Annotated in this window: 6 protein-coding genes; 2 read left to right on the top strand and 4 right to left on the bottom strand. The window is 47.6% G+C overall.

Annotation, left to right across the window (positions count from 1 at the left end; all coding sequences use genetic code 11):
* The first annotated feature begins 33 nt into the window (after positions 1 to 33).
* Complete coding sequence (gene queC / locus AC3CH3_RS08385; RefSeq protein ID WP_488536937.1) at positions 34 to 729, top strand: 7-cyano-7-deazaguanine synthase QueC; 696 nt, start codon at positions 34 to 36, stop codon at positions 727 to 729.
* Here queC and AC3CH3_RS08380 read toward each other — a convergent pair.
* The 4 genes from AC3CH3_RS08380 to AC3CH3_RS08365 form a co-directional block, all read right to left on the bottom strand.
* Positions 689 to 2,716, bottom strand: a complete 2,028-nt coding sequence (locus AC3CH3_RS08380) for a diguanylate cyclase (protein ID WP_488536936.1) — start codon at positions 2,714 to 2,716, stop codon at positions 689 to 691. The two genes, queC and AC3CH3_RS08380, sit on opposite strands and share 41 nt — an antisense overlap.
* A 162-nt stretch (positions 2,717 to 2,878) precedes the next feature.
* Complete coding sequence (locus AC3CH3_RS08375; protein WP_017062305.1) at positions 2,879 to 3,229, bottom strand: DUF2750 domain-containing protein; 351 nt, start codon at positions 3,227 to 3,229, stop codon at positions 2,879 to 2,881.
* Positions 3,230 to 3,365: 136 nt separating this feature from the next.
* Complete coding sequence (locus AC3CH3_RS08370; protein ID WP_488536935.1) at positions 3,366 to 3,983, bottom strand: OmpA family protein; 618 nt, start codon at positions 3,981 to 3,983, stop codon at positions 3,366 to 3,368.
* The gene (locus AC3CH3_RS08365; RefSeq protein WP_019824716.1) at positions 3,983 to 5,290 is read right to left on the bottom strand and encodes a TolC family outer membrane protein; all 1,308 of its coding nucleotides are present in this window, start codon (positions 5,288 to 5,290) and stop codon (positions 3,983 to 3,985) included. The genes AC3CH3_RS08370 and AC3CH3_RS08365 overlap by 1 nt, the downstream gene beginning before the upstream one ends.
* Positions 5,291 to 5,693: 403 nt before the next feature.
* Here AC3CH3_RS08365 and AC3CH3_RS08360 point away from each other — a divergent pair, with 403 nt between their 5' ends.
* The gene (locus AC3CH3_RS08360) at positions 5,694 to 18,461 is read left to right on the top strand and encodes a Calx-beta domain-containing protein (protein WP_488536934.1); all 12,768 of its coding nucleotides are present in this window, start codon (positions 5,694 to 5,696) and stop codon (positions 18,459 to 18,461) included.
* The last annotated feature ends 55 nt before the right edge of the window (positions 18,462 to 18,516 follow it).

Genomic DNA, 18,516 nt, shown 5'->3' with positions numbered 1-18,516 from the left:
GTCGCAAGTAGAAGGTTCTCGTAAGGATTTAAGATGAAAAAAGCAGTGGTAGTATTCAGTGGTGGTCAAGACTCAACAACGTGTCTTGTTCAGGCATTAAAAGAGTATGATGAAGTTCATGCGATTACGTTTGATTATGGTCAGCGCCATAGACTCGAGATTGAAGTTGCGGAGTCATTGTCAAAAGAGCTTGGTGTGAAAGCACATAAAGTGATGGATGTGACTCTGTTGAATGAACTGGCTATTAGCTCTCTGACTCGTGACGATATTCCTGTGTCTCATGAGCTGCAAGAGAATGGGCTGCCGAATTCATTCGTTCCTGGTCGTAATATTCTATTTCTGACTCTAGCGGGTATTTATGCTTACCAAATCGGTGCTGAAACCGTGATTACAGGTGTGTGTGAAACAGACTTTTCTGGTTACCCTGATTGCCGTAATGACTTTGTGAAGGCGATGAACTCTGCACTTGTACAAGGTATGGATAAGCAGCTTGATATCAAAACACCGCTAATGTGGTTAAACAAGGCTGAGACATGGGCGCTAGCAGACCAGTACTCAGCACTTGAACTTGTTAGAAACAAAACACTGACTTGTTACAACGGCATTGTTGGCAGTGGCTGTGGCGATTGTCCGGCATGTGAACTACGTAAAGTTGGCCTTAACGATTACCTAGGTGACCGTGAAAGCATCATGGCTGAGTTGGTTCGCAAACAGGCTGAGAATAAATAACATCAGGTAAGTCTATTGGGTCGTTATAGGCATCGATGATGCAGTTCCGGCCATTACTCTTCGCTTGATAAAGTGCTTGGTCAAGCACTGAATACAAGTCATCAAAGTCACTTAATGCGTTTGAGGTTGCTAGATAAGCAAAACTCGCGGTCACATTAAGTGACTTTTTGCTTTCTGATAAGAAGACAGTGCTTGAAATGGCGTAGTGCAACTCTTCAACGCGTTCTCGCACCTCTGCTGGTTTGGTATCGGTTAACATGAGGGCAAATTCTTCGCCCCCTAAGCGGCCAAACAATTCACCATTCACTAAGTGTTTTCTAATTTGATCACTAATATGGACCAGTGCCCGATCACCCGTAGGGTGCCCATGCTCATCATTAATCTTCTTAAACTTATCGAGATCGAGCAGCACGAGTACATGCTGTTTGTCCGTCCCTTTGCAGCGTTTCACTCTTTTGATTCTTCGAATTATCTCAGTTCGGCTATATGCTTTCGTTAAGCCATCAATTGCTGCTTTTGCGCGAACCGTTTTGTTGACCAATACCGTAAAGCTTGCAGCACAAAGCAACAAAATAACAACGATGTTGTACATCCATCTTTGATGTTCCATTTTTTCAATTTGAACGCGGTCTAGTTTCGCCTGATGTGTCAGGAAAGAGTTTTCCAGTTCCTGCTCATATTTGGCGTGCGTCAGGCCGAGCGCTTCGAGTGCGAGTCGATTATCGATGTCTCTAGTTTCCATTTGTATTGACGAGTATCGCTGGTAGAAATAGAAAGCTTGTTGGTAATCGCCGAGTGATGGATGAATATCAGAAAGCTGTAGAAGTGACTGCGCGATGTATTTATGCCTTGTGACTTGTTCAGCTAATTCTAACGCTTGCTTAGCATAGTTGAGCGCTTCAGTTGGCAGTTTCTGTTCCTCGAACATATCGCTGATCGCCAAGTAAGCATTGATGCGAATGACATCATTACTCAGTTCGCTCGAAGCTGAAAGAGACTCGATTAGGTAGGCTCTCGCCAAATCATAGTCTTTCCTTTGAGTGTATGCTTTTCCCAAGCCAAGATTTGTTAGTGCGATACCGTAGCTATGCGAAGATGAGCTCAACAGTGTTCTTGCTGTCTGAAAGTGGTGAATTGCTAGGTCACTTTGCTCTTGGTTGAGGTAGAGATCCGCAAGACTGTGATGCACTTGTGCTTTCATTAAATCTGAAGCGTTTGTTCTGAGAATGAGAGCTTCCTCTAGATACTCGGCCGATTTTTCATATTGCTTTAATTCTTTGAGCAAGTTACCCACATCGTTGTAAACCCCTGAAATATCATGTCCTTGTGGAAACACGTTTATCAGTGATAGGTAAGTGTCTAGTGCAGCTTGATAGTCACTGCGGAAATGGTGATTGTTCGCGATGACTCGATAAGTCCCGAATTTTGGTAATACAGGGTCAGCGATGTCATGTAAATCTGACTCAAGGGCAGAGCAGTAATAGTTTGCTTGATGGTATTTAGCTTGCTCGTTAAGCGATCGGCATAGCTGGTACTTTAGTAAGGCTTTACCAGTTAAATCACCGCGAGATTGCATTCTCGCCAAGAGTGTTAGAAAGCCTTGCTGTGCTTGTTCATACTGGCCTTTGCCGTCTTTCATCAGAGCAGAAATAAACGCTGTTTCTATCGCTTGGTAATCGCTGTCGTTTGAAGCGATTCCGTAGAACGGCTGATCTCGGTGGCTCATGTATTGATACAGAAGAGACGCAAGGTAAAGCTTATCTCCGTAACTCGTTGAGCCGATATAGCGTGTTTGCAGCATGTTTAATGCACGCTCAGGGGAGTGGTTTAAAGTAGAAAGGTAAAGCGCGTTCCAATTAGCATTTGGAGTAGTGCTTAAATTGGAGGTATAAACTGGTGAATTGTGGTCACGATCTGACGTTGATATTTGGCTATAAGAACAAAAGCTAATGAATAATAGAAAGGTAACAAAAACGAAGTGATTCACAAGAGACGATCAATCAGATAAAGAACGATATTCTATTATTAGTTTGATGTTGCTTCAAATTTTGAGTGGTGCGGCTACGAGGTTATGCGAGGTAGGTCTCTAATTTATTGATACTAATCAGAGGTATATCGGTCGCACGATTCGCACGACCGATATCGGAAATTAGATGTATAATTTCGCTAGGTCAGAAGGCTCAAGCTCTTTGCCTTCTAATGTTGCATTCCAGTTAGTACCAACAAGAACGCCGTCTTCAGCAAGAGTCAGTAACCAATCTTCTACAAAGATATCTAGTGGAATTTCTAATACTTCGAAGTCAGCCCACTCTTCAACGTTGTGAGTTTGAGCATCTTCTTTTGAAGACCAGAATGGCATCACTTCGCTGTTTTCGAATTCACTTGAGTCACATGCTAGCCAACCTTCTTCGTTGCGAAGGCCCCATACAAGTTTAGTTTCTTGTGTTTCAGAAACGAAAAGTTCTAGATTTGCTTGAGTATCAGCTGTTAGTTTGCTCATGGATTAATTCTCTATGTTGATAACGTGGCAAGATTAACATTATAGACGGCTTAGGTATATGCTATTCAAGGAATTATCACCATACTGAAACGTTAACTTAAGATAACGTTTCAGTATGGTAAAAGCAGGGTAACGCCTACTTTTTAATTTTGGTGAAGATGTGCCATTCTTCTTTGATATTCCCCTTAAATCCAACAACGGAAGCAACAACTTTTCGATGCAGTGCGTGATTGATTTGGGTGTCATCGCTGCTGAATTCAGAGTCTCCATGACCTACGATATTAACTCTAGATGGCTGAATACCATTGCTTATCAGTGCACGCCTTACATGTAACGCGCGCTCTTTTGAGAGCTTTAAATTGTGTTCGGAATTGCCTACTTTGCTGGCATAACCTTGCAATTCAATGCTTGTACTCTCGTAGCGCTTCAAAAACGCAGCCATCTGGCGTATTTGGCTAAGGAAAACAGGGTTAATCTCCGTAGAGTTATTAGCAAAGAGTATGTGGAGCTCTTTCTTTTCTGAAGATTCGAAATATGAACCACAACCGTCGTTATCTATCTCAGCACCAATTTGCGTATCAGGACACAGATCTCTAGCATTGATTACTCCATCATTATCATCATCTTCGAGATCATAAATTTGTGTGATCTCAGGAAGAGCTCGATATTCAAATTCTTCATCGCTTGTTTCAGCTAAAACATTGGCAGAGACAACCATGATACAAAGCGGAAATACAGTCTTTATCAGCTTCATTAGTATTCTACCTTTTCATTCCATTCTTGAGGGGTTTCGACGCGTAGTCCGGTCAACAGGTTTCCTGTTGCGTTCATCACTCTGTATTTTGCGTATTGTTCGTCGTACTTGGCATCCAAATACCCTTTACGGGCTTCAAATAGTTCATTCTCGGTATTAAGTAAATCGAGAAGGGTACGTTTGCCGATACGGTACTGTTTCTCATACGAGATCACGGTGTCTGATGCTGAATCTACATGGTCAGATAAGAATTCTTTTTGTTGGACGGTCAGATCGAGAGCGCTCCACGAAAGACGCAGACTTTCCTCTACATTACGATAGGTGCTCTCACGTAGGTCTTTTGCTTTATTGAGTTGATAAGCGGCACTTTCAGCACGATCTTGATCCGCTCCGCCGTTGTAAAGGTTATACCTCAAACGAACCATGGCAGAAAACTCATCACTACTTCCTTCGGTACCGCCGGCATCATCACGCCAGGTTTGTGCTGCTTCAAAAGAAACCGTCGGGTAGTTAGTACTCTTGGATTGCTTGTATTGAAACTTGGCTGAGTCCACATCGGCTTGTGCAATCTTGATTACTGGGTGTTGGTTAAAGGCTTTTGCCAATGCGCCATCAACGGTATAAGGGATAGCCCCCGCATCTGCTCGAGGGAAGGTTAGCCCTAGCGGAGATTGACCGACAAGCCTTTTAAATTGAGTGTGAGTGTCAAAAAGGTTGTTTTGCGCTGCAAGCAAATTACCGTGTGCTTTAGCGATACGTGCCTCTACCTGTGACATATCTGCTGTTGATCCAATGCCTGATTCAACACGTTTGCGGATATCACTGTATATTTTTTTGTGTGTCGCGAGGTTGTTTTCAGAGAGTGACAGTACTTCATAGGATTTCACTGCATCAAGATAGACCTTAGTGACTTCTAAAGCGATGTCCTGTGCATTTGATAGCAGTTGATAGCGTACAGATTCTGCATCAGCTGCGGTCCGATCGATATCATTTGAGGTATTGGAACCATCCCAGATAAGTTGAGTAAGGGTAATAGTCGCTTCTTTTCGAGTTAGATCTGTTGTGCTCGAGTTAGTCGCTAGGTCGGTGTGTTCATAACCGATCCCTCCATCCAGGTCTATACTCGGACGGTAAGCACCACCAGAAGCATCATTAATATATCGCTTACTGACATATTCATTATAAGCACTTTTGATTTCAGGGTTACTTTCTAAAGTAAACGCAACGGCTTGCTCTAAGGTTTGTGCTGTCGCCGGTAAGGTAATACTTATTGCTAACCCTAATGTTGTCTTTTGAAGCCTGTTCAATGTAAATCTCCCTAAAATTGGCGTACACCTAAGTCTTGAATTCATGCCGTTATATACAAAATTTAGATGAACCGCCAAAAAAACCACGATCGCTAAGCTGGCGTTCGTAAATGGTTGTGAAAATGTTAACCGGTCAGCGTGCGTTTTATGGTGTTTTTATACACGTTAATCTTACGTTTATAAATCTATTATTTTCCGCAAACACAATAACTTATATTGCTGGCATGAGCACTAAGATTGTTATGTGATGTGATCACCATCATTAGCTTGTCACTCAAGTTGTTAAATACTAGATTCATAACTAGGAATTATATGACTTTAAGTGTTATATTTTAACTAATATTATAAATATAATGTCACTATTTTGACGTTAATGACAAGAAATGCTTTTTTAGGGGTTTATATGGATATGACAACACTGAATTTGACCGGTGCACTTGCACTGGGTCAGCGCATTGTTATTTCGGTGGATGGCACAGTTAGAGTTCTTGAAGAGGGAGAACCTCTGCAGGCTGGGGACGTAACCCTTGACTCTCTAAATACACCTAATGAACCTCAGGTATCAGTTAAGCGCTTTTCACCCGAAGATGGTGAAGTTGAACTAGACCAAGATATCGCAAATATCTTTGCCGCATTAGAAGAAGGTCAAGATCCGACTGAGTTAGGAGATGAGTTCGCTACTGCGGCTGGTCAAAATGGTTCTAGCCTGAGTACCAGCGGAACCATCGAACGTGATGGTGAAGAAACTATTCCAGGTACCGAGTTCGTAACTACAGGTTTTGAAGCGCTGGGTATGTCTCGCACTCAAAGCCTCAGTCTCCTCGATGCCTTTCGTTCGTTTGAACAACCTAATAACGAACCTACTTTTGTTGATAACAATAACTCACCAGTCGGTGACACTGTCTCTTTTACAACAAATGAAGACACACCAGTAAACGGAACCCTTTCAGCCACAGACGAAGATGGTGATTCTCTATCTTTCACCAAAGCGACAGACCCATCAAATGGCTCTGTCGTCGTCGATGAAAATGGCGACTGGACTTACACTCCTAATGAAAATTACAACGGCGATGACAGCTTTACGGTTGTTGTATCCGACGGTCAAGGCGGCACGGATACCATCACAGTTAATATTGGTGTTGTTCCTGTCAACGATGCTCCTATTGGCAATGACGTTTCATTAACCACCGACGAAGATACCCCAGTAAGCGGAACGTTAAACGCGACAGATGCGGATGGTGATTCGCTAATATTCACAAAAGGCACAGATCCGTCAAACGGCTCTGTAGTCGTCGACGAAAATGGCAATTGGACATATACCCCAGACGAGAACTACAACGGCTCTGATAGTTTTACAGTTGTTGTTGATGACGTTCAGGGCGGTACAGATACAATCACGGTTGATGTTGGGGTTAGTCCTGTTCCGAGCGTGAGCATCACAGAAACCGTGAGCGTGAGTGAAGGCTCAGCGGCCGAGTTCACCGTGAGCCTAGACAAGGAGGTGGACACGGCAGTGACGGTGAACCTGACGAGCTCAACGGCAGGCGCTAATACAGCGGAATCGGACGACATCGGTAACATGGTAGTGACGTTGTCAGATGGTGTGACGGTCGTGACACCGAACGATGACGGTAGCTACACAATCCCAGTGGGTCAGACCGAGCTGAAAGTGAGCGTGGCGACCACAGGCGATGACGTGTATGAAGGCGACGAGACGTTCAGCGTGAGCGTTGAGGGCGGCACTGGCGCGACAGGCACGGCGACAGGCGAAGCGACCATCACAGACGACGGTACAGGCCCAGGAACCCCAGACAACGATAAGCCAGCATTATCTGTGACTGACGCGGGTGACGTGAACGAAGGGACAGATGCGGTCTTCACCGTGTCACTGTCGAATGAAACCGAAGCGCCAGTGGTGGTGAATCTAGCGCCAACGACGGACGGTAACTACACAGCAGAAGCCAACGACCTTGGTGACATGGTGGTGACTTACGTCGATGGAAATAACCAGACACAAACTCTGACGGTGGATGGAAGCGGCAACGTGACGATCCCAGCGGGCGTGACAGCGATTACTGTGACCGTTCCGACTGCAGACGACAATGTCTATGAAGGCGATGAAACCTTCGGTCTAGTGGTGACAGAATCGAACGGCGTGACGTCTAACGGCACGGCGACAGGCGAAGCGACCATCACAGACGACGGTACAGGCCCAGGAACCCCAGACAACGATAAGCCAGCATTATCTGTGACTGACGCGGGTGACGTGAACGAAGGGACAGATGCGGTCTTCACCGTGTCACTGTCGAATGAAACCGAAGCGCCAGTGGTGGTGAATCTAGCGCCAACGACGGACGGTAACTACACAGCAGAAGCCAACGACCTTGGTGACATGGTGGTGACTTACGTCGATGGAAATAACCAGACACAAACTCTGACGGTGGATGGAAGCGGCAACGTGACGATCCCAGCGGGCGTGACAGCGATTACTGTGACCGTTCCGACTGCAGACGACAATGTCTATGAAGGCGATGAAACCTTCGGTCTAGTGGTGACAGAATCGAACGGCGTGACGTCTAACGGCACGGCGACAGGCGAAGCGACCATCACAGACGACGGTACAGGCCCAGGAACCCCAGACAACGATAAGCCAGCATTATCTGTGACTGACGCGGGTGACGTGAACGAAGGGACAGATGCGGTCTTCACCGTGTCACTGTCGAATGAAACCGAAGCGCCAGTGGTGGTGAATCTAGCGCCAACGACGGACGGTAACTACACAGCAGAAGCCAACGACCTTGGTGACATGGTGGTGACTTACGTCGATGGAAATAACCAGACACAAACTCTGACGGTGGATGGAAGCGGCAACGTGACGATCCCAGCGGGCGTGACAGCGATTACTGTGACCGTTCCGACTGCAGACGACAATGTCTATGAAGGCGATGAAACCTTCGGTCTAGTGGTGACAGAATCGAACGGCGTGACGTCTAACGGCACGGCGACAGGCGAAGCGACCATCACAGACGACGGTACAGGCCCAGGAACCCCAGACAACGATAAGCCAGCATTATCTGTGACTGACGCGGGTGACGTGAACGAAGGGACAGATGCGGTCTTCACCGTGTCACTGTCGAATGAAACCGAAGCGCCAGTGGTGGTGAATCTAGCGCCAACGACGGACGGTAACTACACAGCAGAAGCCAACGACCTTGGTGACATGGTGGTGACTTACGTCGATGGAAATAACCAGACACAAACTCTGACGGTGGATGGAAGCGGCAACGTGACGATCCCAGCGGGCGTGACAGCGATTACTGTGACCGTTCCGACTGCAGACGACAATGTCTATGAAGGCGATGAAACCTTCGGTCTAGTGGTGACAGAATCGAACGGCGTGACGTCTAACGGCACGGCGACAGGCGAAGCGACCATCACAGACGACGGTACAGGCCCAGGAACCCCAGACAACGATAAGCCAGCATTATCTGTGACTGACGCGGGTGACGTGAACGAAGGGACAGATGCGGTCTTCACCGTGTCACTGTCGAATGAAACCGAAGCGCCAGTGGTGGTGAATCTAGCGCCAACGACGGACGGTAACTACACAGCAGAAGCCAACGACCTTGGTGACATGGTGGTGACTTACGTCGATGGAAATAACCAGACACAAACTCTGACGGTGGATGGAAGCGGCAACGTGACGATCCCAGCGGGCGTGACAGCGATTACTGTGACCGTTCCGACTGCAGACGACAATGTCTATGAAGGCGATGAAACCTTCGGTCTAGTGGTGACAGAATCGAACGGCGTGACGTCTAACGGCACGGCGACAGGCGAAGCGACCATCACAGACGACGGTACAGGCCCAGGAACCCCAGACAACGATAAGCCAGCATTATCTGTGACTGACGCGGGTGACGTGAACGAAGGGACAGATGCGGTCTTCACCGTGTCACTGTCGAATGAAACCGAAGCGCCAGTGGTGGTGAATCTAGCGCCAACGACGGACGGTAACTACACAGCAGAAGCCAACGACCTTGGTGACATGGTGGTGACTTACGTCGATGGAAATAACCAGACACAAACTCTGACGGTGGATGGAAGCGGCAACGTGACGATCCCAGCGGGCGTGACAGCGATTACTGTGACCGTTCCGACTGCAGACGACAATGTCTATGAAGGCGATGAAACCTTCGGTCTAGTGGTGACAGAATCGAACGGCGTGACGTCTAACGGCACGGCGACAGGCGAAGCGACCATCACAGACGACGGTACAGGCCCAGGAACCCCAGACAACGATAAGCCAGCATTATCTGTGACTGACGCGGGTGACGTGAACGAAGGGACAGATGCGGTCTTCACCGTGTCACTGTCGAATGAAACCGAAGCGCCAGTGGTGGTGAATCTAGCGCCAACGACGGACGGTAACTACACAGCAGAAGCCAACGACCTTGGTGACATGGTGGTGACTTACGTCGATGGAAATAACCAGACACAAACTCTGACGGTGGATGGAAGCGGCAACGTGACGATCCCAGCGGGCGTGACAGCGATTACTGTGACCGTTCCGACTGCAGACGACAATGTCTATGAAGGCGATGAAACCTTCGGTCTAGTGGTGACAGAATCGAACGGCGTGACGTCTAACGGCACGGCGACAGGCGAAGCGACCATCACAGACGACGGTACAGGCCCAGGAACCCCAGACAACGATAAGCCAGCATTATCTGTGACTGACGCGGGTGACGTGAACGAAGGGACAGATGCGGTCTTCACCGTGTCACTGTCGAATGAAACCGAAGCGCCAGTGGTGGTGAATCTAGCGCCAACGACGGACGGTAACTACACAGCAGAAGCCAACGACCTTGGTGACATGGTGGTGACTTACGTCGATGGAAATAACCAGACACAAACTCTGACGGTGGATGGAAGCGGCAACGTGACGATCCCAGCGGGCGTGACAGCGATTACTGTGACCGTTCCGACTGCAGACGACAATGTCTATGAAGGCGATGAAACCTTCGGTCTAGTGGTGACAGAATCGAACGGCGTGACGTCTAACGGCACGGCGACAGGCGAAGCGACCATCACAGACGACGGTACAGGCCCAGGAACCCCAGACAACGATAAGCCAGCATTATCTGTGACTGACGCGGGTGACGTGAACGAAGGGACAGATGCGGTCTTCACCGTGTCACTGTCGAATGAAACCGAAGCGCCAGTGGTGGTGAATCTAGCGCCAACGACGGACGGTAACTACACAGCAGAAGCCAACGACCTTGGTGACATGGTGGTGACTTACGTCGATGGAAATAACCAGACACAAACTCTGACGGTGGATGGAAGCGGCAACGTGACGATCCCAGCGGGCGTGACAGCGATTACTGTGACCGTTCCGACTGCAGACGACAATGTCTATGAAGGCGATGAAACCTTCGGTCTAGTGGTGACAGAATCGAACGGCGTGACGTCTAACGGCACGGCGACAGGCGAAGCGACCATCACAGACGACGGTACAGGCCCAGGAACCCCAGACAACGATAAGCCAGCATTATCTGTGACTGACGCGGGTGACGTGAACGAAGGGACAGATGCGGTCTTCACCGTGTCACTGTCGAATGAAACCGAAGCGCCAGTGGTGGTGAATCTAGCGCCAACGACGGACGGTAACTACACAGCAGAAGCCAACGACCTTGGTGACATGGTGGTGACTTACGTCGATGGAAATAACCAGACACAAACTCTGACGGTGGATGGAAGCGGCAACGTGACGATCCCAGCGGGCGTGACAGCGATTACTGTGACCGTTCCGACTGCAGACGACAATGTCTATGAAGGCGATGAAACCTTCGGTCTAGTGGTGACAGAATCGAACGGCGTGACGTCTAACGGCACGGCGACAGGCGAAGCGACCATCACAGACGACGGTACAGGCCCAGGAACCCCAGACAACGATAAGCCAGCATTATCTGTGACTGACGCGGGTGACGTGAACGAAGGGACAGATGCGGTCTTCACCGTGTCACTGTCGAATGAAACCGAAGCGCCAGTGGTGGTGAATCTAGCGCCAACGACGGACGGTAACTACACAGCAGAAGCCAACGACCTTGGTGACATGGTGGTGACTTACGTCGATGGAAATAACCAGACACAAACTCTGACGGTGGATGGAAGCGGCAACGTGACGATCCCAGCGGGCGTGACAGCGATTACTGTGACCGTTCCGACTGCAGACGACAATGTCTATGAAGGCGATGAAACCTTCGGTCTAGTGGTGACAGAATCGAACGGCGTGACGTCTAACGGCACGGCGACAGGCGAAGCGACCATCACAGACGACGGTACAGGCCCAGGAACCCCAGACAACGATAAGCCAGCATTATCTGTGACTGACGCGGGTGACGTGAACGAAGGGACAGATGCGGTCTTCACCGTGTCACTGTCGAATGAAACCGAAGCGCCAGTGGTGGTGAATCTAGCGCCAACGACGGACGGTAACTACACAGCAGAAGCCAACGACCTTGGTGACATGGTGGTGACTTACGTCGATGGAAATAACCAGACACAAACTCTGACGGTGGATGGAAGCGGCAACGTGACGATCCCAGCGGGCGTGACAGCGATTACTGTGACCGTTCCGACTGCAGACGACAATGTCTATGAAGGCGATGAAACCTTCGGTCTAGTGGTGACAGAATCGAACGGCGTGACGTCTAACGGCACGGCGACAGGCGAAGCGACCATCACAGACGACGGTACAGGCCCAGGAACCCCAGACAACGATAAGCCAGCATTATCTGTGACTGACGCGGGTGACGTGAACGAAGGGACAGATGCGGTCTTCACCGTGTCACTGTCGAATGAAACCGAAGCGCCAGTGGTGGTGAATCTAGCGCCAACGACGGACGGTAACTACACAGCAGAAGCCAACGACCTTGGTGACATGGTGGTGACTTACGTCGATGGAAATAACCAGACACAAACTCTGACGGTGGATGGAAGCGGCAACGTGACGATCCCAGCGGGCGTGACAGCGATTACTGTGACCGTTCCGACTGCAGACGACAATGTCTATGAAGGCGATGAAACCTTCGGTCTAGTGGTGACAGAATCGAACGGCGTGACGTCTAACGGCACGGCGACAGGCGAAGCGACCATCACAGACGACGGTACAGGCCCAGGAACCCCAGACAACGATAAGCCAGCATTATCTGTGACTGACGCGGGTGACGTGAACGAAGGGACAGATGCGGTCTTCACCGTGTCACTGTCGAATGAAACCGAAGCGCCAGTGGTGGTGAATCTAGCGCCAACGACGGACGGTAACTACACAGCAGAAGCCAACGACCTTGGTGACATGGTGGTGACTTACGTCGATGGAAATAACCAGACACAAACTCTGACGGTGGATGGAAGCGGCAACGTGACGATCCCAGCGGGCGTGACAGCGATTACTGTGACCGTTCCGACTGCAGACGACAATGTCTATGAAGGCGATGAAACCTTCGGTCTAGTGGTGACAGAATCGAACGGCGTGACGTCTAACGGCACGGCGACAGGCGAAGCGACCATCACAGACGACGGTACAGGCCCAGGAACCCCAGACAACGATAAGCCAGCATTATCTGTGACTGACGCGGGTGACGTGAACGAAGGGACAGATGCGGTCTTCACCGTGTCACTGTCGAATGAAACCGAAGCGCCAGTGGTGGTGAATCTAGCGCCAACGACGGACGGTAACTACACAGCAGAAGCCAACGACCTTGGTGACATGGTGGTGACTTACGTCGATGGAAATAACCAGACACAAACTCTGACGGTGGATGGAAGCGGCAACGTGACGATCCCAGCGGGCGTGACAGCGATTACTGTGACCGTTCCGACTGCAGACGACAATGTCTATGAAGGCGATGAAACCTTCGGTCTAGTGGTGACAGAATCGAACGGCGTGACGTCTAACGGCACGGCGACAGGCGAAGCGACCATCACAGACGACGGTACAGGCCCAGGAACCCCAGACAACGATAAGCCAGCATTATCTGTGACTGACGCGGGTGACGTGAACGAAGGGACAGATGCGGTCTTCACCGTGTCACTGTCGAATGAAACCGAAGCGCCAGTGGTGGTGAATCTAGCGCCAACGACGGACGGTAACTACACAGCAGAAGCCAACGACCTTGGTGACATGGTGGTGACTTACGTCGATGGAAATAACCAGACACAAACTCTGACGGTGGATGGAAGCGGCAACGTGACGATCCCAGCGGGCGTGACAGCGATTACTGTGACCGTTCCGACTGCAGACGACAATGTCTATGAAGGCGATGAAACCTTCGGTCTAGTGGTGACAGAATCGAACGGCGTGACGTCTAACGGCACGGCGACAGGCGAAGCGACCATCACAGACGCGCAAGTTGCACCAAAAGTTAGTATTACTGCAGATACAGCCTCAGTAGTAGAAAACAGTGATGCGAGCTTTACCATAAGTATTGACCAGTTGGCGGCTGAAGATGTAACCGTAACGTTTACTATCGGTGGCGATGTAACTAACGGTGATTATTTAGCTCCGACTACTTATACTGTGACGATTCCTTCGGGTCAAACCTCCGCACCATTAGATATTAAAACTTTAGACGATGGCATTTATGAAAGTGCAGAAAATCTAGAGATCATTCTCACGAGCTCCGCGGGAGCTAATTCATCACTTGATACTAGTGCTTCCGAGGCGACGGTGATTATTGTGGATGCGCAGCATGCGCCAGAATTCATTTCGGATGGCGACGCTGCCGGTGACGCGCCAAATACAGATAGCTATAACTTGGGGTCAGTCAGCGAAAACTCTGTAAGCGGTACAGTTGTTGGTACCGTAATAGCCGAAGACCGAGATAATGATGACCTTCGTTATAGCTTTGTTGACGGCTCTTTAAGTAATGGATTATTTAATATCGATGCTGTAAGCGGCGATATCACTTTAAATCAGACTATCGATGATGCGGATCTTGGTGACTATACATTAAATGTTAAGGTGATTGACGGTACTGGTGGTGAAGATACTGCGGTGGTTGATATTGCTTTAACGGATGTTAACGATGCACCAGAAGCCTCGCCTTCTACAATAACTATTGGGGAAGATGCTCAGGGTATGACTTTAACCCTTGCTTGGTCATCATTCGGAGTATCAGATGTAGACTCCCCGGACCACTTATTGTCCGTCGAAATTATTTCGTTACCAGCGGATGGTGTGCTGGAGTACATGGATACACAAGGTGTTTGGCAGTCAGTTCAGCAGGGACAAGAGTTGACTAAAGGCCAATTTGATTCGAATGAAGTTCGTTTCACTCCCGATTACAATGAATCTGGTGATGACAGTTTTGGTGGTTCAAACGTTGGAGACCAATCATCTGACTATGCTCAAATTGGTTTTAGACCAACAGACGGTCAAAACGATGGTCAGGAGTCAACATTAACCATCGACGTTACACCGATAGCAGATAAGCCAAATCTGGCTACGATTACTCCTGGACTTTCATTACCTCAACAAGAGTTTAACGTCACAACTTGGAGTAACGTTAATATCGGCGGTCACAATGGCCTTGGCGTAACTGGTCTTGTGCTTATTGATGCCATTGATATGCTCGACCCGACAAGTGGTGTTCAATCCACTACAGCAAATGCCGAAGATACTGGTACAACTGCAACCTCACAAGATGAGGCCGTGTTAGTTACCGCGTTGATATACCTTGAAGCCGGTACCAGCTACGATTTTGTTGGAACTGCGGACGATAGCATTGCTATTTCAATTGGTGGAGTCTTAATTGATGAAGCTAGATGGGGTAATGACAGCGGTGACATTAAAGGCGGAGCCTTTAGTCCTTCAGAGTCTGGTTTTTACCCAATAGAGGTTTATCACCATAACCAAAGTGGTGCAGGAAATTACAATGTAAATGTTTCCATTGATGGTAATCCAGCAGTCGACTTGAGCAACAGTAATCTTTATATCGTTAGTGATGAAAATGCTTTAAATAATGTAGATGTTAGAACTTCTGAACTTCAAGAGGTGAACGGCGTTGAGTTTTATGAAACCTATGAAGTTAATGAAGGGCTTCAAGACACTGAAATTCCATTATCTGAAATCCGCGCGAGCTTAAGTGATACAGATGGCTCTGAATCGTTAGCTGTAATATTGGCAGGGCTTCCTGTTGGTGCAGTTATTTCCGACGGTAATGTGTCGGTTACAATCAGTAGTACTAGTGATAAGGTTGATGTTACGGGGTGGGCATTAGATTCTCTCACTGTTATGCCGCCACAGGGTAGTCATGACGATTTCACGATATTCGTGGCCGCAACAAGTACTGAAGATTCGAATGGAGACTTTGCTCAATCAAACGCGACTATCAATGTGATTGTTCATGAGAATCTCACAACTAATACAGTAAGTGATACAGGCCTCGTTAACGAAGATGAAATATTACAAGGTAATGTTTTAGCGAACGATACCGATGGAGATAATGTTCTCCAGGTTGACTTCATTACTATTGATGGCCTTGATTACGCGATTGGACAAACCGTGTCAATTGATGCCGGTACGTTAGTTGTGAATCAAGACGGCAGTTACAGCTTCGATCCGGCCGACCATTGGTCTGGTGACGTTCCGGCGATTACTTACACGACTAACACCGGAGCTACAGAAAACTTAGACATTGAAGTTATCGCTGTAGCAGATGCGCCTATTGTCAAGATAACACTTGGGGATATGGTTAAGTTGAATGCGACTTCGTCTCATCATGCTGATGTTATTGCTGCAGTTGGCAATAATCAAGTAGAGAACACTGACCTAGCGATTGAGATAGGGCTAGATAATTCGCTACCATCCCATCTTGGCGATAACAATGACTATAGTGACACTGAAACATTGTTTGTTGGCGGAAACAACGTCGATAGTATGTATGGAGGCGGTGGTGATGATGTCTTTGTTGGGGGGGCCCAAAACGACTCTTTCTATGGTGATGATGCGAGTAGTAATACCGTCCATGATGGGGTCGATACGGTTTATCTAACAGGTAACTTTGAAGATTATAACTTTACCTTTAAAGATAACCACGGTGGCGGCGTGCCATATTGGATCCTCTTGGATACTAATTCTATCGATTCAGTGAACGATCATAGTGGACAAGAGGATCGTGGTGACCATTTGTATGAAATTGAGCGTGTAGTATTTGCTGACAAGGTTATAGAACTGAATCCTGACGGCACATACGCAGTGCTTCTAGATAGAATAATTCCTGTCGATGTTGATGTTGACCTTGTTGATACAGACGGAAGCGAAAGTTTATCTCAGACAGTAACAGTAGCTGGCCTTCCTGAAGGTGTGGAGGTTTATGTTAATGGACAAGCTATTGATGCTGAAGTAGACGGTACTTTTCTTGTTCCAATTGATTCAAATGGGAATGCTTCATTTAATATTAAAGTACCGTTTGACTACGAAGGTACCCTTGACTTCCCAGTCAGCGTTACTGCAACGTCGGTAGAGTCCTCTAATAGTGATAGTGCTTCTAGTACTGAAACTGTTGATGTAACAGCACGCGATTACGTGTTGGAATCTGGTTCCCATGGGAATGACATGATTAATGGTAGCGCGGATCATGATTTAATTGTTGGTGATGTTCAGGGCATAGAAATTATTGCTGGTGAAGATTATAACATTGCATTCGTGCTTGATACTTCGGGGAGTATGGGGAGTTGGGTAGGTACAGCTAAACAAGAAATCCTCGATGTATTCGACGAACTTCAAGCGGCTGCAACTCAAGGTTCACAACCTGGTACTGTGAATGTTCTGTTGACAGAGTTTGCATCTGGCGCGACGTTTATTGTTTCAGTTGACTTAAGTTCTCCAACAGCAAGACAAGATTTTGTGGCGCAGCTGAACACCATTGGAAACAATGGTAGCGGTGGTACGAATTACGAATCAGGTTTACAATCTGCAGTAGACTGGTTCGGTAGTCAGCCTAATCCTAATGGTCAGAACATCACTTATTTTATCACTGACGGTAAACCTAATAGACATACCGATCTAGATAATTTGCCTCAGAGTGATTTTTCTAAAGTGATTTTAGATGTTGATTCAAGCGGCCAATTAGTGACGTTAGAAGATATTGTCGATGACTATAACTATACCTACGGTCAGACTGTGAACTATAAAGGAAACGTTCTTATTGACTCTTCAGGAAGAATTTATTCCCCGTTTACTGCTCAGAAAATTGGTGATATTGACAGATCAAATGGTAGCCTGTATTACGATGACGAAGGTGGAAATTCTGTTCAAGCTCAACACATGTATCAAGTGCTAGCTGGTCTTTCGAGTGTCGAAGCAATTGGCCTGGGTAGTGGCGTCAACGCGAATAACCTACAGCAATATGATACAGATGGCGTTGTTGACTCAAATATCGATGTGACCAAGCTTGCTGAAACTATTTTGGGCCAAGATGTACCATTAAAACAAGGTGCTGATACCCTTCATGGTGGAGATGGCAACGATATTCTATTTGGTGATTTGATTGATTTTGGTTCAAACGAACAGGGGCTGAGTGCTATTCAATCACATGTTGCCAGCGAAACTAGTCAAGATATATCAACTGTTGATGCAGAAGATATACACAACTACGTGAAGGATAACATTCAAGAGTTTAACCAAGATCACCAAGGTGACAAGACAGATTACCTCTATGGGGATGATGGTAACGACATACTATTTGGTCATGGCGGCAATGATGTTCTCGAAGGTGGGAAAGGTGATGACATACTAGTCGGTGGTTCCGGTAATGACCTATTAACCGGTGGTGAGGGTGATGATCTATTCGTTATAGGCGAGGCTGACTTCGTTAACTCATTAGATGTGATCACTGACTTTACTGTAACTGAAGATCATATTGATATTTCTGATTTGCTACACAATGGCGAGAGTATGGATGACCTATTAGGTGATGTGACGGCTAAAGTGGTAGATAACAATGATGTTGAGCTTCATATCGATCGTGATGGGAATCATCAAACTATCAAGTTAGAGGATGCTGTAGACCAGCTAGGTTATGTGGATGTCAACTCTGGTGATATAATAGGGCAAGCATTGAGCAACTTACTCAATGATGTCATATATAAACCGCAAGATTAAAATAACAAAAAAGGGCCGAAAGGCCCTTTTTTAATACGTCTGTTTTGCTATAAAA

The organism is Vibrio sp. QJM3NY_35, assembly GCF_057785915.1.
The sequence above is the reverse complement of the archived record's forward strand: the minus strand, read 5'-3'. Positions and strand labels throughout refer to the sequence as shown.

Bases quoted from the DNA above. Each gene is read 5' to 3' on its own strand.
- queC (WP_488536937.1), top strand. From the start codon at position 34: ATGAAAAAAGCAGTGGTAGTATTCAGTGGTGGTCAAGACTCAACAACG.
- AC3CH3_RS08375 (WP_017062305.1), bottom strand. From the start codon at position 3,229: ATGAGCAAACTAACAGCTGATACTCAAGCAAATCTAGAACTTTTCGTT.
- AC3CH3_RS08370 (WP_488536935.1), bottom strand. From the start codon at position 3,983: ATGAAGCTGATAAAGACTGTATTTCCGCTTTGTATCATGGTTGTCTCT.
- AC3CH3_RS08360 (WP_488536934.1), top strand. From the start codon at position 5,694: ATGGATATGACAACACTGAATTTGACCGGTGCACTTGCACTGGGTCAG.